The organism is Blautia sp. OM07-19 (assembly GCF_003481595.1).
Lineage (GTDB): Bacteria > Bacillota > Clostridia > Lachnospirales > Lachnospiraceae > Blautia_A > Blautia_A intestinihominis.
In genome coordinates, this window is sequence record NZ_QULA01000010.1 from 37,855 (window position 1) to 62,620 (window position 24,766).

Genomic DNA, 24,766 nt, shown 5'->3' on the forward strand with positions numbered 1-24,766 from the left:
TATTTTATTGTACTCTATTGTATGTGATTTTTCAACATAAAATGTTGGAAAAATTTATTATTTTGCAACAAAGTTGATGATCTTGTTCGGTACATAGATCTCTTTGATGAGGTTCTTGCCTTCGAGGAAGGAAGCGATCCTCTCATCTGCTTTGGCGATCTCGAATGCCTTCTCTTTCTCACAGCCGTTTGGAAGAACTACAGTTCCTCTTACCTTACCATTTACCTGTACACCGATCTCAACTGTCTTGGCAACAGTCTTGCCTTCATCGTATACCGGCCAGGAAGCAACTGCAAGCAGACCTTCTCCGCCGAGGAACTCCCAGATTTCTTCGCAGAGATGCGGAGCAAACGGGCTTAAGAGCTTGATAAAGATGCCCAGGTCATCTTTGCTGAGGCGTCCTTCTGCTGTGATCTCGTTAAGAAGAGTCATCAGGCTGGCGATCGCTGTGTTGAACTTCAGGTTCTCGATATCGGAAGAAACTTTCTTGATGGTACGGTGGATCTTCATTTCCAGTTCATCGGAAACAGGTTCCTCAGAAATGAGATCTGTCAGACCTGCCACACGGTCAAGGAATTTCTTGCAGCCTTTTACAGAGCTGTCACTCCATGGAGTTGCTGCGCCGTAATCACCCATGAACAGTACATAGGTACGAAGAGTATCTGCACCATATTCTTCTACGATGTCAAGCGGGTCAACAACGTTTCCTTTGGATTTACTCATCTTGTCTCCGTCCGGTCCGAGGATCAGTCCCTGGATGGAACGTTTTGCATATGGTTCCGGTGTGTTGACAACACCCAGGTCATACAGGAAATGATGCCAGAATCTGGAGTAGATCATATGTCTGGTAACGTGTTCCATACCACCATTGTACCAGTCAACCGGCATCCAGTATTTCAGTTTGTCCATATCAGCCAGTGCATGTGTATTGTGCGGATCTGTATATCTCAGGAAATACCAGGAAGATCCTGCCCACTGAGGCATGGTATCTGTCTCACGTTTCGCTGCAGCGCCACATTTCGGGCAGGTGCAGTTTACGAAGGAATCGATCTTGGCAAGTGGTGACTGTCCGTCCTCACCCGGCTCGAAGTCCTTGACATCCGGCAGACGAAGCGGAAGTTCTTCTTCCGGAACAGCTACAACACCGCAGTTCGGGCAATGGATCAGCGGGATCGGCTCACCCCAGTATCTCTGGCGGTTGAATGCCCAGTCTTTCATCTTGTACTGAACGCCTGCTTTACCGATGCCCTTCTTCTCAAGTTCTTCCAGCATACGCTCGATAGAATCTTTCTTCTTGGTGTATCCGTTGAGGAATTCAGAGTTGACCATCTCTCCGTCACCTGTGTAGGCTTCCTTGGTGATGTCTCCACCCTTGATGACTTCGATGATGTCGATGCCGAATTTCTTTGCGAAATCATAGTCACGCTGGTCATGAGCCGGTACTGCCATGATCGCACCTGTACCATAACCCATCATTACATAGTCTGCAATGTAGATCGGGATCTTCTTGCCGTTTACAGGGTTGATTCCCTCAAGTCCCTGGATACGCACACCTGTCTTGTCCTTGACAAGCTGAGTTCTCTCGAACTCTGTCTTCTTGGCACATTCATTACGGTATGCAGTGATCTCGTCCATGTTTGCGACTTTGTCTTTGTATTTGTCGATGATCGGATGCTCCGGTGCGATTACCATGAAAGTAACACCAAACAGAGTATCCGGTCTGGTTGTATAAATCTCAAGCTTCTCGTCGATTCCGTCGATGTCGAAGTCTACAAAAGCGCCCTTGGATTTACCGATCCAGTGGATCTGCTGCTGCTTTACATTGTCCGGATAGTCAACGTCCTTGAGGCCTTCCAGGAGTTTGTCTGCGTACTGAGTGATCCTCAGATACCATACGTCCTTGGATTTCTGCACAACTTCGCTGTGGCAGATATCGCATTTGCCGCCCTGGCTGTCCTCATTGGAAAGAACGACCTTGCAGTGCGGGCAGTAGTTTACAAGAGTTCTGTCTCTGAATACGAGACCCTTCTCAAACATTTTGAGGAAGATCCACTGTGTCCATTTGTAGTAATCCTCATCTGTAGTATCGATCACACGGTTCCAGTCAAAGGAAAATCCAACTTTCTTTAACTGGTTGGAGAATTTCTTGATGTTCTCATCTGTGATGATACGTGGGTGTGTTCCTGTCTTGACTGCATAGTTCTCGGTAGGAAGACCGAATGCATCAAATCCGATCGGGAAAAGTACATTGTAGCCTTCCATACGACGTTTTCTGGAAATAACCTCAAGGCTTGAGTATGCTTTGATGTGTCCTACATGCATACCTGCACCACTTGGATATGGAAACTCTACCAGACCATAGAACTTCGGTTTGTCACTGTTGTCCTTGGCTTCGAAGACTTTGCTTTCTTCCCATTTCGCCTGCCACTTGGGCTCAATTTTTTTAAAAAAGTATTTCATCTCTATGGTTCCTCCAACATTCATTGTTGTATCTGAGAATTAATTTTAATTCAAGGAGAGCGTTTTGTCAATGTAACGTTTCGCGATTATCCGCTTATTCTCAACAAAAAGGTGAACTTTATCAAAGTAAAGCATTTCTGTTGACGCACATTTTTCGACATGATATAATTTTTTTTCGTGTTTTTTATTATTTTTATGAGGAGGGAACAATATAATGAAGTCTTTTTATTCCTGGTACAAGAAGCATATCACCCAGGCGATCTTTACCGGACTGGTCCTTGGTATCCTGACCGGACTTTTTCTTGCCGGACGATATACACCGGTTCTGACTGTCACCAGTCTGATCGGAGGCATCTACATGAATGCCCTGAACATGATGATCTTCCCTATGGTCTTCTGTTCGATCGTCATCGGTATCTGCAGCATCGGAAATATCCGCACCACCGGAAAGATCACAGGCTCTGCCATGGTATATTTTCTCAGTACCACCGCACTTGCCAGCCTCGTCGGTCTTATCATCCCGCGTCTGATCCATCTTGGAAGAGGTGTTTCTTTTGAGATGGCAACTGCCGATATCCAGGCAACCGAGATGAGCAGTATCCTGGATACGATCAAAAACCTGATCCCGTCAAACCCTGTCAAGGCTTTTGCCGAGGGAAATATGCTCCAGGTTCTCGTATTCGCAGTGATCATCGGTTTTACCCTGATCTCCATCGGAGAAAAAGGCAAACCATTCCTTGATTTTATTGATTCACTGAATGAGATCTGTCTGAAGATCATCGGCACGATCATGTACTTTACCCCGATCGGTGTCTTCTGTACGATCGTACCGGTCGTTGAGGCAAACGGAACAGAGACCATCCTTTCACTGGCAACACAGCTCATCATCCTTTATGTGGCATTTTTCGGTTTTGCTTTTCTCGTGTATGGTCTGTCTGTCAAGATCCTTGGCAAAGAAAGCCCGATCCGCTTCTTCAAAGCGATCATGCCTGCTGCACTGAATGCATTCGGAACCTGTTCAAGCTCCGCTACTATCCCGATCAGCAAACAGTGTATGGAGGAAGAGATGGGTGTTTCCAACCAGATCACCAGTATCGCGATCCCGCTTGGTGCCACTGTCAACATGGACGCGGTATCCATCGTAATGTCCTTTATGATCATGTTCTTCGCCAACGCCTGCGGAATCAATGTCAGCGTTTCCTTGATGATCGTGATCCTTCTGGCAAACGTGCTTCTGTCTGTGGGTACTCCTGGTATCCCTGGCGGTGCGATCGCTTCTTTTGCAGCACTGGCAACCATGGCAGGACTTCCGGCAGGTATCCTTGGTGTTTACATCAGTATCAACACTCTGTGTGATATGGGTGCAACCTGCGTCAATGTTATTGGAGACCTTGCCTGTTGCGTTGTACTGAAAAACAAGATCAAGATCAAAGAATGATCCGGTTTTTCTGAATTACATATTTTATGCACAGCAAAAACCGGCTGCTGAATCTATTCAAAACAGATTCAGCAGCCGGTTTTCTTTATTTCTTAATTCACAGGAGTCTGATCATTTATGCATCTGCGTTGTCTACTTTGCTTGCACGTGCCTCAATCTCCTTAGCCTGGATATCGCTCGGAGCCTGCTCATAGCGTGCAAACTCATAGGAGAAGTCGCCGCTTCCACCAGTCATGGAACGAAGTGTTGTAGAATATCCATAGATTTCAAGCTGTGGTACATCAGCCTCGATGATAGTATTGCCTTCATGATCCGGGTTCATTCCAAGAACACGTCCACGTCTCTTGTTGAGATCGCCCATAACATCACCGGTGTATTTGTCCGGAACAGTGATCTTCATGCTTACGATCGGCTCAAGGAGTACAGGAGATGCATCCATAAAGCCTTTCTTGAACGCCAGGATCGTTGCCATCTTGAATGCCATCTCGGAAGAGTCTACCGGATGATAAGATCCATCGTAAAGTGTAGCCTTAACGCCTACTACCGGATAAGCAGCCAGAGGTCCCTTCTGAACGCTTTCCTGAAGGCCCTTCTCAACTGCCGGGAAGTAGTTCTTCGGAACAGCACCGCCTACGACTACCTGCTCAAATACATAAGGTGTCTCCAGGTCGCCGGATGGCTCGAAGCGCATCTTGACATGTCCGTACTGTCCGTGTCCACCGGACTGTTTCTTATGTTTGCCCTCTACGTCGGAGTTCTTGCGGATGGTCTCGCGGAAAGCTACCTTCGGTTTGGAAAGTTCTACGTCTACTTTGTAGCGTTCTTTGAGCTTGCTTACTACGATATCAAGGTGCTGGTCGCCCATACCATAGAGTAATGTCTGTCTGTTGGCAGAATCATTGACTGCACGGAGGGTCTTGTCCTCACTCATCATCTTGGCGAGAGCCTGTGCGATCTTGTCCTCGTCGCCCTTCTTGACTGCCTTATATCTCTTATAGGTATAAGGAGTGGAAATGAGAGCCTTCGGATAGAGCACCGGAGCTGCCTTTGTTGCAAGGCTGTCGCCGGTCTGTACGCTTGCGAGTTTGGCGATCGCGCCGATATCACCTGCGTGGAGTTCCGGAACTTCGATCGGTTTGGAGCCCTCAAGAACATATAATTTGTTCAGTCGTTCTTCCTCACCCTTCTCTACGTTGAGCAGAGTATCATCGGATTTGATAACACCGGAAACAACTTTGATCAGAGAATATTTGCCGAGGAACGGATCTGCGATGGTCTTCCATACGTATGCAGATTTCGCTTTGGCAAAGTCATAGTTTGCTTCAAAGATCTCATTGGTCTTCTGGGAAATACCGTTGCAGGAACGCTTGTCCGGGCTCGGGAAATATCCACAGATATCATCGAGAAGGTTGGAAACGCCTCGAAGGTTGATCGGTGATCCCATGCATACCGGAACGATGCTTGCGTCCTGTACGTTGGTTGCAAGTGCTGCGGAAACTTCTGTTACGGAGAAGGTATCTCCCTCGAAATAACGGTCCATGAACTCTTCACTCGTCTCAGCAACAGATTCCATCAGAGTTTCATGATATTTCTCAAGGTATTCTTCCAGATATTCCGGAACATCGCAAGGCTCCTTGCCTGCTTTGTCGATATATCTTCGGCCTGCCTGCTTCACGACATTGACATAGCCGACGAACTTGCCATCTTCACGGATCGGGAAATGCAGCGGCGCGATCTTCTTGCCATAAAGTTCGGTAAGATCCTCTACTACTTTACGATAGCTGACATCATCCACGTCCATATCTGTTACAAAGATCATACGAGGTAATTTATATTTCTCGCAGAGATTCCATGCTTTCTGTGTACCGACCTGAACTCCGGCCTTACCGGAAACAACGATGATGGCTGCGTCTGCTGCGCTGACCGCTTCCTCTACTTCTCCTACGAAGTCAAAGTAACCAGGAGTATCCAGGATATTGATCTTCACCTTGTCCCACGGAACCGGGATCACAGATGTGGAGATTGAAAAATGTCTCTTGATCTCCTCCTTATCAAAATCGCTGACGGTATTTCCATCTTCTACTCTGCCAAGACGACTTGTCATTCCTGCCAGATAAGCCATTGCCTCTGCTAATGTGGTCTTGCCGGATCCCCCATGACCCAAAAGAACCACATTGCGAATTCGGTCAGTTCTATAAACGTCCATATGTAATACCTCCCTGTTTGTCTGATATGTCCATATTTTACTAAAATTCTTTCAACTTTTCAAGTATTTTATATAATTTTAACAACTTTTTTTGAGCTGTTTTTGCAATTATTCATCGAATTCACCTATTTTGTACCTATGTTTGACATTTTTCCTCGTATCTTTTAAAATAGAACCATAGTTTTGTCTACTAATAGATAAGTAGTAACTGGAAAGGACACAGACATCATGAAAACCATAGGTTTTATCGGGCTCGGCCTGATCGGAGGATCTATTGCCAAAACGATCCGCAAGTTTCACCCGGATTATCACATCCTCGCATATGCGAAACACAAAGAAACTCTGGCTGCCGCACTGAACTGCGGTGCTATTGACGCCACACTGGAAGAACGGGATGACCGTTATGCCATGTGTGATTATATTTTTCTCTGCGCTCCGGTAGAGTATAATATTGAATATCTCAGATATCTCAAGGATGTTATCAAGGAAGGATGTATCATTACAGACGCAGGAAGCGTCAAAGGACCGATCCACAAAGCAGTCGAGGAACTCGGCATGGAATACTGCTTTATCGGTGGACATCCTATGGCTGGTTCTGAGCGTTCCGGATTTGAATATTCATCCGACCATCTGCTTGAGAATGCTTACTATATCCTGACTCCGGGCGGACAGGTTCCTCTTGAAAAAATCACCGAGTTTTCTGAACTGATCGATTCTCTTGGTTCGATCCCGATGGTCCTTACCTGTGAGGAACACGATTTTATCACAGCCGGCGTCAGCCATCTTCCGCATATCATTGCTTCCACTCTGGTAAATCTCGTCAGAGAGCTGGATAACGATGCTGAATACATGAAGACGATCGCAGCAGGCGGTTTCCGCGATATCACACGTATCGCATCCTCCTCCCCTGTCATGTGGGAGCAGATCTGCCTCGAAAACCATGAGAACATCTCTCATGTGCTGGACGAATACATCAAGATGCTGATCCAGGCACGCTGCTCTGTTGACAATCTTGAGGCAGAAACCCTCTATGATATGTTCGCCAACTCCAGAGATTACCGCGACTCCATCGACACCACTTCTTCCGGACTTATCAACAAGACTTATGTCCTGTATATTGATATTGTTGATGAAGCTGGTGGAATTGCCACAATTGCCACAATTCTTGCTATGGAAGGGATCAGTATCAAGAACATCGGCATCATCCACAACCGTGAATTTGAGCAGGGTGTCCTGAAGATCGAATTCTATGAGGAAGATGCGATGAAGCGCGGAACTGCCCTTCTTAAGAAACGTAATTACATCGTATACGAACGGTAGGAAGATGATATAAGTAACTAAATAAAAATATTAAATGTACCTATTGTGCTACTTTAAATAAATTATGTGAAAACCTATAAAACCGCAAAGAATCCCTGTAGTTATTGAAAAACTAAAACTTTTAGAATATAAGATAGCACATCTTGTTGAAGTTTCTTTCTAGCATAACAAGTTAAATGTGTTTATACATACTTATAGTAGCATATTATGAACACATCAATATCACAAATTATAAACCAATAGATTTTGCTGAATTATTAGGTGTTTCTGTAAAAACATTTCATAAGATGGGACAGAGAGGGAATCTTAAAGACAAACCATCCCCACAGACAGGCGTTATTACACATCTAAAAAATCAGATAGCATTTTTGCGTCAGTTCTGTAAAACCAAAAGAATGATTGTAGGCCAGTGCATTGAAGACTATGGAAGCGGACTTAATTATAACCGTGGATAAGATCATGGAGCAAAAGGTCAAAACTTAGTAATCGCACATAAAGACAGATTTATGCGTTTTGGATACGACTGGTTTGAAAGATTCTGCATGCATTTTCCTGTAGATTATATGGCCTTCGTAAATATAAAAAGCAGATAGAAAAGGATGAGGAGATTGCTGAAGAGCTTCAAGACAGAGATCAATCCTACAGAAGAGCAGAAGATCAAAATACATAAGACAATCGGTACATGCAGATATATTTATAATTTTTACCTGTTTCATAATAAAGAACGTTATGATATCGGCGAAAAATTCATGAGCGGCAGGGCGTTCAGTGTATGGCTGAATAATGAATATCTTCCAAAACATCCGGAATATTCCTGGATCAGAGAAGTCAGTTCTAAATCAGTAAAGAATGCAATTGAAAATGCCTGTACCGCTTTTTCAAGATTTTTTCATCATCAGAGTGGTTTCCCAAGATATAAGAAAAAAGGAAGATCTGATGTGAAAATGTATTTTGTAAGGAATAATCCTAAAGACTGTTTTTGCGAACGACATAGGATCAAGATCCCAACACTTGGCTGGGTAAGATTGAAAGAAAAAGGTTACATTCCGACCTCCAGGGATGGATATGTTGTCAGAAGCGGAGCGGTTTCCATGAAAGCAGGCAGATACTATGTATCTGCGCTTATCGAAGTACCAACACCGAAAGTGGATGGGAATTTCAGTGATGGTATTGGAATTGACCTAGGGCTGAAGAATTTTGCAGTTGTGTCAAATGGAACTGTATACAGAAATATCAATAAAACAGTACAGATCAGAAAACTTGAGAAACAATTAACACGGGCACAGCGAAAGCTTTCCCGCAAATATGAGAATTTAAGGAAAGGAGAGTTCACTCAAAAAGCAAATATACAAAAGCAAAAGCTTAAGGTGCAAAAACTTTATGACCGGATAGAAAATATCCGTACAGATCATATCAACAAAACAATATCTGAGATAGTGAAAACCAAGCCGTCTCACATAACAATCGAGGATCTGAACGTATCCGGGATGATGAAGAACCGGCATCTCTCAAAAGCAGTTTCGTCCCAGAAATTCTACGAATTCCGGACGAAACTAAAAGCAAAATGTGCAGAATATGGAATCGAACTACGGGTAGTTGACAGGTGGTATCCATCTTCCAAAACCTGCCACTGCTGTGGATGCATCAAAAAAGACCTGAAACTTTCAGACAGAATCTACAAATGCACATGTGGGTATGTTGAGGACAGAGATTTCAATGCGGCACTGAATCTGAGAGATGCAAGGACTTACAAAGTTGCATAATCCTGCAAACGTAAGTATGTACCGAAGGCTATTTCGGGAATTAACGACTGTGGAGTGTACTTAGGATCTGTGAGTAGAGATAACGCAGGTTACTCAAAAACATACACGAAGAAACAGTAAGCGGTATTCGCGAGAAGCCGCATTATCTCAATGTGAGTATGTTTAATCACATTTTGAGTGGCAGTAGAATAAAATAATGGAAATCAAAAAACAAACCAATTTAAGAGGAACTCTTACAGTTCCGGGCGATAAATCCATCTCACACCGTGCAGTCATGTTTGGCTCACTCGCCAATGGCACCACCAGGATCACGCATTTTCTCGAGGGCGCTGACTGTCTCTCGACGATCTCCTGCTTCCGCAAAATGGGGATCGATATTGACCGGAACGGCGACGAGATCCTTGTACACGGCAAAGGTCTTCACGGACTCAGTGCACCGACAGGTATCCTTGATGTCGGCAACAGCGGAACCACGACCCGTCTGATCTCAGGAATCCTTGCCGGACAGAAATTTACTTCTGAACTTGACGGAGACGATTCGATCCGCACCCGCCCGATGAAGCGTATCATGACTCCTCTTACTTCCATGGGCGCTGATATCACAAGTAAGCTGGACAATGAATGTGCACCACTTATCATCCACGGAAAGCCGCTTCACGCCACCCATTACGATTCACCGGTTGCTTCTGCACAGGTCAAATCCTGCGTTCTGCTTGCCGGTATGTATGCGGACGGGATCACCAGCGTAACAGAGCCATTTCTTTCCCGTAACCATACAGAGATCATGCTGAATTATTTCGGTGCTGATATCACCTCCGAGGGAACGACCGCTTCCATCAAGCCAGAACCGGTCCTTGAGGGAAGAGAAGTCCAGGTTCCTGGTGATATCTCTTCTGCTGCTTACTTTATCGCGGCCGGACTTCTGACCCCGGGAAGTGAGATCCTTCTTAAGAATGTAGGGATCAACCCGACCCGTGCCGGAATCCTCAAAGTCTGCATGGATATGGGCGCTGATATCACCCTTCTGAACGAAAGCACTGAGGGCGAACCGACAGCTGATCTTCTGATCCGCACCAGCTCTCTCAAGGGAACTGTCATTGAGGGCGGCATCATCCCGACTCTGATCGATGAGATCCCGATGATCGCAGTTATGGCTGCTTTTGCCGAGGGAACCACGATCATCCGCGATGCACAGGAACTCAAAGTCAAGGAATCTGACCGTATCGCAGTTATGGTTGACAATCTCACCCGCATGGGTGCTGATATCGAGGGCACAGATGACGGCATGATCATTCACGGCGGCAAACCGCTTCACGGTGCAGTGATCGACTCCTATCTCGACCACCGCATTGCCATGTCTTTTGCTGTGGCAGGAACGATCTGTGATGGTACCGTGGATATCCTGAATGGAGAATGCGTTAATATCTCCTATCCGGAATTCTATCATGATCTTTACAGTCTGAACAAATAAAACGATTCTATAACAAAAACTGCTTTTTTCATGCAGACAGCGCATACTCTTTTTTCTCTCAGGGCATTCTAAGTCTGAGATGGAAAATGAAAATCAAGCTAAGGGAGTGTACACGATGAAAATATTATTTTATGGTGCAAGAGATTATGACCAGAGATTTTTTGATAAACTGAAACCGGAGCATCCTGATATCGACATTACTTTTATTGAAGCAAATCTCTACGCAGAGACTGCTTCCCTCGCCGCCGGTTACGAGGGGATCTGCGCTTTTGTAAACGCAGACCTTGGAACAGAAGTGATCAAAGAACTTGCACATCAGGGTATCCGTCTGATCCTGATGCGCTGTGCCGGTTATAATAATGTAGATCTCAAAACTGCTGCCGAATGCGGCATCAAAGTCCTCCGCGTTCCCGGCTATTCTCCGGAAGCGGTCGCCGAGCTTGCAATGGCTCTCGTCCTCACCGCCAACCGTCATACCCACAAAGCTTATATCAAATGCCGGGAAAACAACTTTTCCCTCAATGGTCTCATGGGCGTGAACTTGTATGGAAAAACAGCCGGGATCGTCGGAACCGGCAAGATCGGGCTTGCCATGGCGCGTATCTGCCGCGGCTTCGGCATGAAACTGCTCGCCTACGACCTGTATCCGGACAAAACGCAGACAGATCTTAACTATGTTTCCCTTGAAACACTTCTTTCTTCCAGTGACCTGATCAGCCTTCACTGCCCGCTCACACCGGACACTTACCATATGATCAATAAGGAAAGTATCTCCCGGATGAAAGACGGTGTCATTCTCGTAAACACCTCCCGTGGCGGCCTGATCTGCACCGAAGACCTGATTGCAGGTATCCGGGATCACAAATTTTTCGCTGTAGGGCTCGATGTTTATGAAGAAGAGTCTGATTTTGTCTATGAAGATATGTCCGAACATATCCTCAAAACCTCTACCGTGCAGAGACTGCTCTCTTTCCCGAACGTTGCGCTTACTTCCCACCAGGGATTTTTTACAGAGGAGGCGCTTACCAATATCGCTGAGACGACACTTGAGAATGCTGAGGCTTTTCGCACAGGGCAGGAACTCAGAAACGAAGTGCATGTTTAATTTCTTCTGGAAGGTGCAAAGCGCCTTCCATTTTCTATATCACACAATCATGGAAGCACTTGTCGCGTGTCCATTTATTTCTCGTATGCTTCTCTCAGATTCCGTATCTCTGCTGCCCACCCTTCATCATCATTCGGCGTTTCCAGAATAAACGGAATTCCCTCCAGGCGCGGATGACGGATCACCCTTACCAGTGCTTCCAGCCCAATCCTGCCCTCGCCGATCCTTGCATGGCGGTCTTTGTGGCTGCCAAGGTCGTTCAGGCTGTCATTTAAGTGAATGGCTTTTAATTTCTCAAGCCCGATGATCCGGTCAAATTCTTCAAGGACACCATCGAGATTATTTACGATATCATAGCCTCCATCCCAGACATGGCAGGTATCCAGACAGATTCCCATCTTGTCCTTCTTTTCTACCAGGTCGAGGATCTGACGGAGTTCTTCGAAATTTCTTCCCATCTCCGTCCCCTTGCCGGACATCGTTTCAAGAAGCACCATTGTGGTCTGTTCTTCGGTCAGCACCTCATTCAGCATTTCTGCGATCATGCGGACTCCTGCTTCTGCTCCCTGTCCTACATGGCTTCCCGGATGAAAATTATAATAATTTCCCGGCGTCCATTCCATACGCTTCAGGTCATCTGCCATCGTCTCTCTGGCAAATTCCCGGATATTTTCCTTTGCCGCACATGCATTCAGTGTATATGGTGCGTGTGCTACGATCTTCCCAAATTTATATTCTTCTGTCAGTTCCAGAAATTTACGCACATCCTCCGGATCGATCTCCTTCGCCCGTCCGCCTCTTGGATTTCTGGTAAAAAATGCAAACGTATTTCCCCCGTTTGCGATCATCTGGCGTGCCATCCTGGTATAGCCTTTGGATGAAGTTGTGTGGTTTCCAATATATAATGGACTTTTTGCTGTACTCATAAAAATCTCCTTTTTTCTTAGCATCTGCGGACCGTTCCGCTTCTATCCTTTGATTATACAAAAAAAATCAAAAACTGCAAACATATTGACGAATTGTATAAAATTCCCTATACTTTTTATAAACAAAAAAATACATAAAACAAGGAGTTTCCCATGCCGCCAAAAAAGAAAAAACACAAAAAACGTGCGTACAGAAAATCCCGCTACTACCGCAGAAGGCAGCAGCTCACTGAACGTCTTCTCATAGGCTGCGGTGCCGTTCTTATCCTGCTGCTTCTTATCATCCTGGTCCGTGGCTGTTCTGCACGCAAAAATGGTACCGTTAAAACAAACGCTTCAGCGAAATCACAGGATGAGACTTCTGCCTCAGATGCAGACCTCACACCAACACCGACCATGGCTCCGGTATCCCTGACCGTCAGTGTCGTAGGTGACTGTACGCTCGGTACAGATGAAAACTTTGACTACGATACCAGTCTTAATGCTTATTACGAGAATTACGGAGCAGATTATTTCTTCTCCAATGTGAAGAGCATTTTTTCCGCAGATGATCTGACGATCGCCAACTTTGAAGGAACTCTCACTGATTCTGATGAACGCGAGGACAAGGAATATGCTTTCAAAGCTCCTGCCGAGTATACCAGTATCCTCACTGCCGGTTCCGTCGAAGCAGTCAACACTGCCAACAACCACAGTCATGATTATGGCGATCAGAGCTATACCGACACCATTCAGGCACTTGACAATGCCGGTATCCTGAATTTTGGTTATGATAAGACTGTTGTAACGGAAGTGAAGGGGATCAAGATCGGACTTGTAGGAATCTACGAGCTCAAGGATCACCTCGGCCGTGAAGAACAGCTCAAGCAGAACATCGCCAAGGTAAAAGCAGACGGCGCGCAGATCACGATCGTGATCTTCCACTGGGGCAATGAAAAAGAAGAAGTCCCGGACAGCAACCAGACTACACTTGCACACCTTGCAATCGACGAAGGAGCGGATCTGGTATGCGGCCATCACCCGCATGTTCTCCAGGGAATCGAAGAATACAAGGGCAAAAACATCGTCTACAGCCTCGGAAACTTCTGCTTTGGCGGAAACCAGTATCCAAGCGATATGGATACTATGATCTTCCAGCAGACTTTCACCGTAGATCAGGATGGAGTAAAAGCAAACAATGTAACAAACATCATCCCATGCTCGATCTCCTCTGATTCTGACTATAACAACTATCAGCCAACTCCTGCCGAGGGAGATGAAGCCACACGTATCCTCAGTAAGATCCAGGAGCGCACTGCCATGATCACCGGCGACGCGACGTCATCTTCTGACAGTTCGGATTCTTCGGAAGAAGACAATGAAGATTCCTCAGAGGATTCTTACGACGATTCCAGCTATGATGAAGGATCCGATTCCTATGATGACTCGTATTATGATGATTCCTATGACGATTCTTATGATGATTCCTACAGCGATTACGACGAAGATGATTCTTATGATTACAGTTATGATGAAGAAGAATAGATACTGCCTGCAGTAACCTCATCAAAACCCGGGAATCCCGGAGATTCAGGGTGCCTGACGGATATATTCCGTGAGCACTCTGATCTCCGGGATTCCTTTTACTGTGTCGAGAAGTTCCTGCAGGAAATCCATCACCAGAGGAGCTGCATTCCGCCGGTCTCCCATGATCGCATAGCAGGTACGGTATTCCGGACCATTCTCCAGCGCTACAATGCGGCATTCCCCCTCCTGAGAGAGTTTCTTTCCTATTGTTGCCGGCATGATCGCCCATGTTTTTTCGAGATCGAGGAGCTGGCGCAGAAGTGCCATATTGTCGAGTGATACTTTTACTTCGGAATTATTTCCAAACCAGTAATCGTGCCACATGATAAAAGAATCACTCCATGGAATGTAGATCTCATCCTCGCTTTTCAGACGGGAAGGCAGGATTCCATCCTCATACGCGGTATCTTTGCTGCAGACCAGGACCAGTTTTTCTTCAAAAAGCGGCACCGTCTGCACTTTTTTGAAAAAATGCGGATTGGTGATCAGTCCCATGTCGACTTCTTTGTTTTCGACCGCCTTGTAGGACACATTTGACCGCATGGTATCAATATGAAAACTGCATCTCTTGTGTTTCTCCAAGAAACTGCCGATGACCTGCGGCATGAAATAAAAATTCAGACTGTCTACATTTGCGATCCGAAGAATGTCCTGTGGCTTCTCGTACTGGATCTTGCTTGTCTCCAGCCACAACTGCTCCCACTTACGCGCAAGCGGGACAAAACGCTGTCCTGCATCGGTAAGCTCCAGTGTGCGAGAACCTTTTTTACGGATGATCAGTTCTGTTCCCAGTTCTTCTTCCAGTGCAGACAGGCGATGGCTGAGTGCCGGCTGTGATACAAACAGCACCTCCGCTGCTTTGGATAAAGATGAGCTGGATACGATCGTAAGAAATGTCTTGATGTCCTGGTAATTCATGGTTCCTCCTTCTGTGATGTCTTCTTATGTATTTGTTCAACCTATAATATTACTGTTCACTCCATTCACAGCAACCTATAAATTCTGTTTATATTATATAGATAAAATATCGAATTTACAATATAATATTTTGATACTATAATAAGCTCAAAATCAGAAAGATAGGAATGATATACATGGATAAAGCAGTCCTTGAACGCCGCCTTCACCTGACGGTGACTTTTATCGGTGGTTTTATGGGATGTTATGCAATCTTTAACCGCAGTGATATTTTTGGATCTGCACAGACCGGAAACCTGATCTCCTTTGTGATGGATCTGGTAGGACGTACGGATGCCGAAATCTTTTTCCGTTTCTCCGCACTGCTGATCTACATATTCGCGATGGTCTCCACCGTATTCCTCTCACATAAGATGGAACGGACAACCTTGAAATTTATCAGTGTCCTGATCGATGGTCTTGCCTTTGTTCTTCTGGCATTTCTTCCACAGGACATGGATCCGTTTGTTGCTCTGTATCCAATTTTTTTTGCTACTGCATTTCAATGGTGTTCCTTCAAAGGTGCCGATGGTTTTAACAGCTCCAGCATCTTCTCCACCAACAATCTCCGTCAGTGTACGACAGGATTTGCAGAGTACCTTTACAGCAGAGATTCCGAAGCACTCCGAAGAGGTATCTTCTATGGAAAAGTGCTTCTTTCCTTTCATTTCGGAGTTGCAGTGTGCTTCCTGTTCTGCTCCAGATTCCATCTGGCAGGCGCATGGGCAGGACTTCTCCCGGTATGCACCGCACTCGTCCTTGTCAATGAGGAACGCACTCTTTCCAGAGCAGCAGAAAAAGAGGAGGTTCTCAGGGTTCACGCCTGAGAGCCTCCTTTTTGGTTCTTATCAATTATTGCTTTTCTTATGCTGCCGCATCTTCTGCGGATGTTTCCTGTGCTGTTGTCTCATCTGTGGATCCTTCTGCATCTTCTGTGGAAGTTTCTTCCACGGAAGATTCCAGGATCTGTAAAAATCCATCTGCCAGGTCTGCCGGAACGCCTGCTGTCTTCATGTTTTCTGTGATGACACTCCAGTCTGCGTTCTTGACATATTCTGTCATTTCTTCCTCATTATCCACTGCATAAACAGTTCCAGGATTTGCAAGATCCGGGATTTCTGCACCTTCTCCATATCCACCTGTAATAGAAAGTGTTCCAAGTGATACACCGGATGTCAGTACAGAAAGCTCCATACTGCTGGTTTCAGCTGTGGCATCAGAATCCATCTTGAGCACTGCACTGAATCCATTCAGCATGCTGGTGACATCAGCATTTTCATCATCTGTCTGTGCCTCCGGGAAGGAAATTGTAAAAGTTCCATTATAATAGCCGGCTTTTTCCGGTTTGAGTTCCAGATCTGTTACACCGATATCCATTGCCTCTGTATGGTTTACAGCCAGGATATAATCGCCGTTCCAAAGTCCGTCAGTGGAAGAACCTGTTCCGGTAACAGTCACATAACTGTCATCTGCTCCAAATTCCAGAAGAAGTGCAGTCTGTCCGTCACTGGATGGTGTCTTGAGTGAAAATACCGGCTGAGAATCTGTTCCGTCAGAAATTCCAATCTCACGTCCTACAACTTTATTCTCACTGTTTACCCAAAGTTTCTCAGAAAAACTTTCTGTACTTTCACTGTCCTCAGATTCTGCTGATTTGATATCATTCAGCAGATCATCAATTCCAGACTGATAAGATGCGTACTGATCTTCGCCCTGATTCCAGAGATCGAAGAGTCCCTTGATCTCCTTATCATCTCTCGCAGTTGTGAGGATTTCTTCCACCATGGAACGTGCGGAATCATCAGTAACAACGCCTTCATATACGGTACAGTCCTCACCGATTCCTTCTACAGAAAGTGTCTCCTCTGTCGCGGTTCCCTCTTCCATATTATCGATCACAAGATTTCCATAGCGGTCAAGAAGTGTGCTGACCGTCTTTCCATCTGGTATTACACTGGTGATATCAGATAAAGCATTCATATATTCCTTCATAAATTCCTGCGTTGTCTCGTCTGCACTGCTGGCAGGATCCAGTGCAAGATATGCATCAGAAACTTCCGGGATCTGAATGTATTGTTTCATCTCTGACAGATCTTCGTATATATTGAGATCACAGAGTTTCTGGTCATTCAAAAGGATCGTGGAAGCGATTGCCTCTGTTCCGTCCTTGACAGAAACTTTCATATCCATAGTCAGATCCTGAAACCAGCTCATGTCTTCCTGACCAAGAAGTGTTCCGAGGATTGCCTTTCCGGTATCCTCCACGGTGAGTGTCATCTTGCCGGTGGAACCAGCAAATGCCTTGTCCATATTCTGTGCATAATCATCAACAGCACCTGCGACAGAAGATACCATAGCATCAAGAGATGTTTTGGCTGTTTCCTGATAAGATCCTGCTGCAAATGCGATGCTTGCCCCTGTCAGGACCATAGAAGAACCAAGTGCAACGGAGGCTGCTTTTTTGAGTATTTTTCTTCCTTTATTCATACAAAAATCCTCTTCCCTTTCTTATTATTATATTTTTTATTTTACCACAGGAATCGTCTTTATACAACAATTTTCGATTAAATATTCAGACTTTTCGATGGGTTGACATTTTTTCTTCTGACTGTTATCCTTGAAATAAAAAAGGAAATTATTATGACAGAAGAAGAAATCAAAAAACTAGTCGAACTTCAGCGAAGTTATTTTTATACCGGGGCGACCCGTCCTGTCAAAACCAGGATCGAACATCTGAAAAAACTGAAAGACTGGGTCACAGCCCATGAAGAAGATATCAACAAAGCCCTTGGAGAAGACCTTGGCAAAAGTTCTTTCGAAAGTTACATGTGTGAAGCCGGTCTGATCCTGAACGAATTGACACATATGATCCGAAATGTCGATGAATATGCTGAAGAACAGGATGTCCATACTCCGATGTCCCAGTTTGCCGCGCGCAGTTACAAGAAGCCTGTTCCTTACGGGATAGTCCTTGTTATGAGTCCGTGGAACTATCCGTTTCTCCTCTCGATCGAACCGCTGATCGACGCGCTTGCAGCCGGAAATACCGTGATCCTCAAGCCAAGTGCCTACTCTCCTGCCACGACAACGCTCATTCAGACTCTGGTACAGGAATGTTTTAAACCGGAACTTGTCTCTGTTGTCACCGGCGGTCGGGATGAAAATACCAACCTTTTGAACCAGCATTTTGACTATATCTTTTTTACCGGAAGCCAGCATGTCGGCAGGGAAGTCATGGCAAAGGCAAGTCAGTTCCTCACCCCGGTCACCCTGGAGCTTGGCGGCAAAAGTCCCTGCATCGTAGACCGGAAATGTAATCTCAAGCTCGCCGCACGCAGGATCGTCTTCGGTAAATTCTTAAACTGCGGGCAGACCTGCGTCGCCCCGGATTATATCTACTGCGACCGCAAGATCAAGGACCGTCTCATGAAGCATCTGATCAAACAGATCCGGCGGCAGTATTCTGAAACACCACTTCAGAATCCTGATTACGGCAAGATCATCAATGAGAAACATTTTGACCGGCTCTGCGACCTGATCTCTTCCGGCAAAGTCGCTTATGGCGGGAAATCCGATCCTGATACCCTTCGCATTGAACCGACTATCCTCGACTCTGTGTCCTTCGAGGATCCTGTGATGCAGCAGGAGATCTTTGGCCCGGTCCTTCCAATTATAACTTATGATTCTATGGATGAGGTTATTCCAAAAATCAATTCCATGGCACATCCCCTCGCGCTCTATATTTTTACTTCACGGCGTAAAACAGCCCGAAAGTTCATGGAAGAATGCAGTTTCGGCGGCGGCTGTATCAATGATACGCTGATCCATCTTGCCACTTCTGAGATGGGATTTGGTGGCTTTGGCGAAAGCGGCATGGGTGCATACCACGGCGAAGAAGGCTTCCGGACTTTTTCCCATTACAAGAGTATCGTGGACAAGAAAACATGGATCGACCTTTCGATGCGCTACCAGCCGTACAAACCACGCAACGAAAAACTGCTCCACAGATTTTTGAAATAAGTATTTTTTGTATCTGAGGTAGTACAATTATACCTCGTTCAGCAGTTTACGGAAGCCGGTATTCCTGTAAATGATATTTACGTCGAGATCCTGGCTGAGAGCATGCGTCGTGTCGGGGAACTCTGGCGCACAGCCCAGATCACTGTCGATGCAGAACATTACTGTACTTCTGTTACACAGATGGCAATAACGCAGATGTACCCGCTTCTGTTCTCCAGCGAATGCAGGAACCGCACGCTTCTCTGTGCCCGCCCTGGTACAGAACTCCACGAGATGGGTGCACGTATGGTAGCTGATATTTTTGAAAATGATGGCTGGGACAGCATCTATCTCGGTGCCGCTGTTCCGGAGGATGCCATGCTGGAAGCGGTCCGCAGCAATCACCCGGATCTGATCGCTCTTTCTGTAACCATGCCACAGCACCTTCTTGTATGCCGTGACCTTGTAAATGCGATCCGCAGAGAATTCCCGGAGAGCAGGATCGCAGTCGGCGGCAAAGCTTTCCAGAGTACACATCAGATCTGGAAACAATGGCCAATTGATTTTTATGTCGAAGATGCCCGCGAACTGCTTCAGAATGTAAATACTGAAATGAGATCCTCCACTGTTCTTCTGAGATTCCAATTCAGACGGGTACCTGTCTGAAAGATCTTATCAGCGATCCCGGCTGTCTGGATGAACCTGGGCTTGCCGATTCTCAGCAAACCAACATCATAACTGCATATTTCCCGGATATCCGGCAGGAAATCCCTGTCATCATCTGTACATTCTCGGAATATTATCTGGTCTTTCTGGCTCTGATCCAGAATCAGCAGGATTTTGTCGACTTTACAGAGACTTACACAGATTCTCTCTCTTGGGCGAAGCAGAGGCTCCATCCAATGTATACAGATGAATATTTCCAGATCGAGCAGATGAACAATCAGCTCATCAATTCTCAGCGTGCCCTGATGAAGAGCAACAAGAAGCTTCAGAGCCTCCTGGCAGAGATCCGGCAGGCGAGTAATGCCATCGCGATTTTGGAACAGGATGATCTGACTGCACTTTACAGCGCGTCTGCTTTTTACCGCAGGGTCGAGAAATGTATCCAGGAACATCCGGATCAGGTTTATGATATCATTGCACTTGATATCGAACGTTTTAAACTGGTAAATGAAATCTACGGCAGGGTTTCCGGTGACCGTATGCTCAAAAGCCTTGCTCTCACACATATCCTTAATACACTTCGAGAAGATGGTTTTTTATCGAAATGGATGATTTCGGTACCGGAGAGTCTTCGCTTTCCATGGTTGCTGAAATGCCTGTCGATCTTCTGAAACTTGGCCGGAGTTTCCTTGGCTCCGGCCGCAGCTTTTCTTGAAATTCCCTGATAAGCAAACGTGACGGACTTAATCGGTCCGTCACATTCCTAATATCGTCTTATGTACTTTTTTCCTTACAAAATAATAGCAGATCACCTGCAGAATGATCGTGATGATCCAGGATACCGGATAAGATATAAAGAGGAACGACAGGCTTCTGTGGTGTGGAAATAATCCGAAGATCCACACGATACGTGTTCCTACGGTTCCTATAATCGACAGGATCATCGGTACACCGGAGCGACCCATTCCGCGGAGTGCTCCCGGGATCAGATCCATGATACCACAGCAGAAATAAGGAACTGTTGTGTATGCAAGGATTTCAATACCGCACTGGATAACATCCGGGTCACTTGTATACAGTCTCAGCAATTTATCGCCAAAGAAATACGCGCCGCATCCCAGGGTAAAAGAAACTGCAAAAGACAAAATGATACAGTCCATCAGGACTTTGTCCATACGCTTCGTCTTGCGTACGCCATAATTCTGGCTTGTAAAACTCATGCAGGACTGCGTAATCGCATTGACAGACACATACAGAAATCCAAAGATATTATTGGCTGCCGTATAACCTGCCATGGCGATCGAGCCAAAGGAATTTACGGAAGACTGCAGCAGTGCATTGGAAATATTGATGACTGTGCTCTGGATTCCTGCCGGGATTCCTACCTGAAAGATCTGTTTCAGATAAAAACTTTTGATCGTGAGTTTCGAGAAACGAAGCTGATAGCTTCCTTCCGAACGATACAGACAGCGCAGTACCAGAATACAGGAAATGCACTGGGAAACTACTGTTCCGATTGCAACACCAGCCACGCCCATGTGAAAAACAATGACAAGAAGCATATTCAGGCAGGCATTTGCAACCCCTGATATGATCAGATAAAACAGCGGACGCTTTGTGTCTCCAACCGCTCTCAGAATAGCTGCACCGTAATTGTAAAGCATGAAAAATGGCATTCCCAGGAAATAAATACGCATGTACAGCGTCGAATGAGCAATAACGTTATCCGGCGTACCCATGATCTCAAGTGCCAGCCTGGAAAAGATCAGTCCGACGAACGCCATAATAATACCGCTTACCAGAGCAAGTGTAATGGCGGTATGCACGGTCTCAGACATCTCCTTATGCTTGCCGGAAGCATAGAAACGTGCAGCAAGTACATTCGCTCCAAGAGAGACTCCAATAAATAAATTCGTAAAAACAGCGATCAGAGCTGTCGTCGAGCCAACCGCAGCAAGCGATTCGCTTCCCGCAAACTGCCCCACAACAATGATGTCCACAGCATTGAACATCAGCTGTAAAATACCGGACAGCATCAATGGCAGCGAAAACGAGATCAGCTTGTCCATGATTGAGCCATTGCACATGTCGATTTCGTATTTGTTATTTTTCAAGATTACTCCCCCCATTTTATGTTAATGAGTTTAAAAGACCCCCACAGAATGAATCTGTGGGGGTCGGTATTACTCCGTTTGGACACAATGTATAAACTTAGAATCTATACTAATTTAGAACAATCTATTCCTTATGCATTCTTCTCAGCGATTGCTGCCTGAGCTGCTGCCAGACGAGCGATCGGTACACGGAACGGTGAGCAGGATACATAGTTAAGACCGATCTTGTGGCAGAATTCTACAGAGGACGGATCTCCACCGTGCTCTCCACAGATACCTACATGAAGGTTCGGGTTAACCGGTCTTCCGAGCTCGATTGCCATCTTCATGAGTTTACCAACGCCAACCTGATCAAGTTTAGCGAATGGATCGTTCTCGAAGATCTTAGCATCGTAGTAAGCGTTCAGGAATTTACCTGCATCGTCACGGGAGAAGCCGTATGTCATCTGTGTAAGGTCGTTTGTACCGAAGCAGAAGAAGTCAGCTTCTTTAGCGATATCATCAGCTGTAAGAGCTGCTCTCGGGATCTCGATCATAGTACCAACTTCGTACTCAAGGTTGGAACCAGCTGCTTTGATCTCAGCGTCTGCTGTTTCTACTACGAATTTCTTAACATATTTAAGCTCTTTGATATCGCCAACAAGCGGGATCATGATCTCCGGTTTGATTGTCCAATCCGGATGAGCGTTCTGAACTTTGATTGCTGCACGGATAACAGCTGTTGTCTGCATCTTGGCAATTTCCGGATAGGTAACTGCAAGACGGCATCCACGATGACCCATCATCGGGTTGAACTCATGGAGAGAATCAATGATTGTCTTGATCTCTTCAACAGTTTTGCCCTGAGCGTCAGCAAGTTTCTTGATGTCAGCTTCTTCTGTAGGAACGAATTCATGAAGCGGCGGATCCAGGAAACGGATAGTAACCGGGTTGCCTTCCAGTGCTTCGAACAGTCCTTCGAAGTCTTCCTGCTGATATGGAAGAACTTTTGCAAGTGCTGCTTCTCTTTCTTCTACTGTTGTGGAGCAGATCATTTCACGGAATGCATCGATACGTCCCTCACCGAAGAACATATGCTCTGTACGGCAAAGACCGATACCTTCTGCACCAAGCTCAACTGCTTTCTTAGCGTCAGCCGGTGTATCTGCGTTTGTACGAACTTTCATAGTTCTGTATTTGTCAGCCCAAGCCATGATACGGCCGAACTCACCAGCGATCGTAGCGTCTACAGTCGGGATGATTCCGTCGTAGATGTTACCTGTTGTACCATCGATGGAGATGAAGTCTCCTTCGTGGAACTCTTTACCAGCCAGTGTGAATTTCTTGTTTTCTTCATCCATAGCGATATCACCGCATCCGGATACACAGCACTCACCCATACCACGGGCAACTACTGCTGCGTGAGAAGTCATACCACCACGAACTGTCAGGATACCCTGAGCAGATTTCATACCTGTGATATCTTCTGGAGATGTCTCAAGACGAACCAGAACGACTTTCTCTCCTCTTTCTGCCCATTCAACAGCGTCATCAGCTGTGAATACGATCTTACCGCAAGCAGCTCCTGGAGAAGCTCCAAGACCTTTGCCCATCGGTGTAGCAGCTTTCAGAGCAGCTGCATCGAACTGCGGATGAAGCAGAGTATCAAGGTTACGTGGGTCGATCATTGCTACAGCTTCTTCTTCTGTTCTCATTCCCTCATCAACAAGGTCACAAGCGATCTTCAGAGCAGCCTGAGCAGTTCTCTTACCATTACGTGTCTGCAGCATGTAAAGTTTACCGTGCTCTACAGTGAACTCCATGTCCTGCATATCTCTGTAGTGGTCTTCCAGAGTTTTGCAAACCTGTTTGAACTGTACGAATGCTTCCGGGAATTTCTGTTCCATTTCGGTGATGTGCATAGGTGTACGAACACCAGCAACAACGTCTTCACCCTGAGCGTTTGTCAGGAATTCACCGAACAGACCGTTAGCTCCTGTAGCAGGGTCACGTGTGAAGGCAACACCTGTACCACAGTCATCTCCCATGTTACCGAATGCCATCATCTGTACGTTAACAGCGGTTCCCCAGGAATATGGGATATCGTTGTCACGACGATATACGTTTGCACGCGGGTTGTCCCAGGAACGGAATACGGCTTTGATAGCACCCATTAACTGTTCCTTCGGATCAGTTGGGAATTCAGCACCAATTTTTTCTTTATATTCAGCTTTGAACTGTTCTGCAAGTTCTTTGAGGTCTTCAGCTGTAAGCTCAACGTCCTGTTTAACGCCTCTCTTAACTTTCATTTCGTCGATCAGCTCTTCGAAATATTTCTTACCAACTTCCATAACTACGTCAGAGTACATCTGGATGAATCTTCTGTAGCAGTCCCAAGCCCAACGTGGGTTGTTTGATTTTTCAGCAAGAGTATTAACTACTTCTTCATTTAAACCAAGGTTCAGGATAGTATCCATCATACCAGGCATGGATGCTCTGGCACCAGAACGAACGGAAACAAGCAGAGGATTTTCTTTGTCACCGAATTTTTTACCGGTAACTCCTTCCATTTTGGTGATTGCTTCCATGATCTGACCCATGATCTCGTCGTTGATCTGTCTTCCATCTTCATAGTACTGAGTACAAGCTTCTGTTGTGATTGTGAAGCCCTGCGGTACCGGAAGACCAAGGTTTGTCATTTCAGCAAGGTTAGCACCTTTACCACCCAGAAGGTTTCTCATATCAGCGTTACCTTCTGTAAACATGTAAACCCATTTTGCCATTTTTACATTTCCT

The 24,766-nt window shown here is 45.8% G+C and carries 17 protein-coding genes and 2 pseudogenes; 12 read left to right on the forward strand and 7 right to left on the reverse strand.

The genetic code is table 11. The features are described from left to right. Nucleotides 1–57 precede the first annotated feature (57 nt). A complete protein-coding gene (leuS, locus tag DXC01_RS09035; protein ID WP_118698761.1) occupies nucleotides 58–2,460 on the reverse strand; it encodes a leucine--tRNA ligase in 2,403 nt (800 codons plus the stop codon). Nucleotides 2,461–2,674: 214 nt separating this feature from the next. On the opposite strand from leuS, the gene DXC01_RS09040 reads away from it, so the two are divergent. Then, a complete protein-coding gene (locus DXC01_RS09040; RefSeq protein WP_022215296.1) occupies nucleotides 2,675–3,898 on the forward strand; it encodes a dicarboxylate/amino acid:cation symporter in 1,224 nt (407 codons plus the stop codon). Nucleotides 3,899–4,013: 115 nt separating this feature from the next. Here the strand turns inward: DXC01_RS09040 and DXC01_RS09045 are convergent, their stop codons facing one another. Further along, on the reverse strand, nucleotides 4,014–6,104 hold the full coding sequence (locus DXC01_RS09045; RefSeq protein WP_118698762.1) for an elongation factor G: 2,091 nt from the start codon (nucleotides 6,102–6,104) through the stop codon (nucleotides 4,014–4,016). Nucleotides 6,105–6,332: 228 nt separating this feature from the next. Here DXC01_RS09045 and DXC01_RS09050 point away from each other — a divergent pair, with 228 nt between their 5' ends. The 5 genes and pseudogenes from DXC01_RS09050 (at nucleotide 6,333) to DXC01_RS09070 (ending at nucleotide 11,763) form a co-directional block, all read left to right on the forward strand. Then, nucleotides 6,333–7,424: a prephenate dehydrogenase gene (locus tag DXC01_RS09050; RefSeq protein ID WP_022215294.1), complete on the forward strand. Its 1,092-nt coding sequence runs from the start codon at nucleotides 6,333–6,335 to the stop codon at nucleotides 7,422–7,424. A gap of 221 nt (nucleotides 7,425–7,645) precedes the next feature. After that, nucleotides 7,646–8,094: pseudogene (locus DXC01_RS21450) on the forward strand (IS607 family transposase). Beyond that, nucleotides 8,024–9,187, forward strand: coding sequence for an RNA-guided endonuclease InsQ/TnpB family protein (locus DXC01_RS09060; protein ID WP_118698763.1), 1,164 nt, complete (start codon nucleotides 8,024–8,026; stop codon nucleotides 9,185–9,187). The pseudogene DXC01_RS21450 and the gene DXC01_RS09060 overlap by 71 nt, the downstream one beginning before the upstream one ends. 196 nt (nucleotides 9,188–9,383) lie before the next feature. After that, nucleotides 9,384–10,658 carry a 3-phosphoshikimate 1-carboxyvinyltransferase gene (gene aroA / locus DXC01_RS09065; RefSeq protein WP_118698764.1) on the forward strand — a complete coding sequence of 425 codons (1,275 nt, stop codon included), beginning with the start codon at nucleotides 9,384–9,386 and terminating at the stop codon, nucleotides 10,656–10,658. 115 nt (nucleotides 10,659–10,773) lie between these two features. Continuing rightward, entirely contained in the window at nucleotides 10,774–11,763 is a 990-nt protein-coding gene (locus DXC01_RS09070) for a 2-hydroxyacid dehydrogenase (protein ID WP_118698765.1), read from the forward strand. Nucleotides 11,764–11,837: 74 nt separating this feature from the next. Here the strand turns inward: DXC01_RS09070 and DXC01_RS09075 are convergent, their stop codons facing one another. Continuing rightward, entirely contained in the window at nucleotides 11,838–12,689 is an 852-nt protein-coding gene (locus DXC01_RS09075) for a deoxyribonuclease IV (RefSeq protein ID WP_118698766.1), read from the reverse strand. A 153-nt stretch (nucleotides 12,690–12,842) separates the two neighbouring features. On the opposite strand from DXC01_RS09075, the gene DXC01_RS09080 reads away from it, so the two are divergent. Then, entirely contained in the window at nucleotides 12,843–14,213 is a 1,371-nt protein-coding gene (locus DXC01_RS09080; RefSeq protein WP_118698767.1) for a CapA family protein, read from the forward strand. A gap of 45 nt (nucleotides 14,214–14,258) precedes the next feature. Here DXC01_RS09080 and DXC01_RS09085 read toward each other — a convergent pair whose 3' ends face one another. Then, nucleotides 14,259–15,173, reverse strand: a complete 915-nt coding sequence (locus tag DXC01_RS09085; protein ID WP_118252432.1) for a LysR family transcriptional regulator — start codon at nucleotides 15,171–15,173, stop codon at nucleotides 14,259–14,261. Nucleotides 15,174–15,349: 176 nt separating this feature from the next. Between DXC01_RS09085 and DXC01_RS09090 the strand changes: the two genes are divergently transcribed. Further along, on the forward strand, nucleotides 15,350–16,039 hold the full coding sequence (locus DXC01_RS09090) for a YoaK family protein (protein ID WP_118698768.1): 690 nt from the start codon (nucleotides 15,350–15,352) through the stop codon (nucleotides 16,037–16,039). Between the two features lie 37 nt (nucleotides 16,040–16,076). Here the strand turns inward: DXC01_RS09090 and DXC01_RS09095 are convergent, their stop codons facing one another. Continuing rightward, on the reverse strand, nucleotides 16,077–17,699 hold the full coding sequence (locus tag DXC01_RS09095) for a hypothetical protein (RefSeq protein WP_118698769.1): 1,623 nt from the start codon (nucleotides 17,697–17,699) through the stop codon (nucleotides 16,077–16,079). 153 nt (nucleotides 17,700–17,852) lie between these two features. Here DXC01_RS09095 and DXC01_RS09100 point away from each other — a divergent pair, with 153 nt between their 5' ends. From DXC01_RS09100 to DXC01_RS09110, 4 genes and pseudogenes are all read left to right on the forward strand, one after another. Next, a complete protein-coding gene (locus DXC01_RS09100) occupies nucleotides 17,853–19,232 on the forward strand; it encodes an aldehyde dehydrogenase (protein ID WP_118698770.1) in 1,380 nt (459 codons plus the stop codon). Nucleotides 19,233–19,277: 45 nt separating this feature from the next. After that, nucleotides 19,278–19,412 (forward strand): annotated as a pseudogene (locus tag DXC01_RS20875) (B12-binding domain-containing protein); the annotation flags it as partial. A gap of 15 nt (nucleotides 19,413–19,427) precedes the next feature. After that, nucleotides 19,428–19,877, forward strand: coding sequence for a cobalamin B12-binding domain-containing protein (locus DXC01_RS09105; protein WP_264466901.1), 450 nt, complete (start codon nucleotides 19,428–19,430; stop codon nucleotides 19,875–19,877). A 236-nt stretch (nucleotides 19,878–20,113) separates the two neighbouring features. Next, entirely contained in the window at nucleotides 20,114–20,548 is a 435-nt protein-coding gene (locus DXC01_RS09110; protein WP_243111584.1) for a GGDEF domain-containing protein, read from the forward strand. Nucleotides 20,549–20,632: 84 nt separating this feature from the next. Here DXC01_RS09110 and DXC01_RS09115 read toward each other — a convergent pair whose 3' ends face one another. Both DXC01_RS09115 and ppdK read right to left on the reverse strand, forming a co-directional pair. Further along, nucleotides 20,633–22,006, reverse strand: coding sequence for an MATE family efflux transporter (locus DXC01_RS09115; RefSeq protein WP_118698771.1), 1,374 nt, complete (start codon nucleotides 22,004–22,006; stop codon nucleotides 20,633–20,635). 116 nt (nucleotides 22,007–22,122) lie between these two features. Beyond that, a complete protein-coding gene (ppdK, locus tag DXC01_RS09120; protein ID WP_118698772.1) occupies nucleotides 22,123–24,753 on the reverse strand; it encodes a pyruvate, phosphate dikinase in 2,631 nt (876 codons plus the stop codon). Nucleotides 24,754–24,766: the final 13 nt, after the last annotated feature.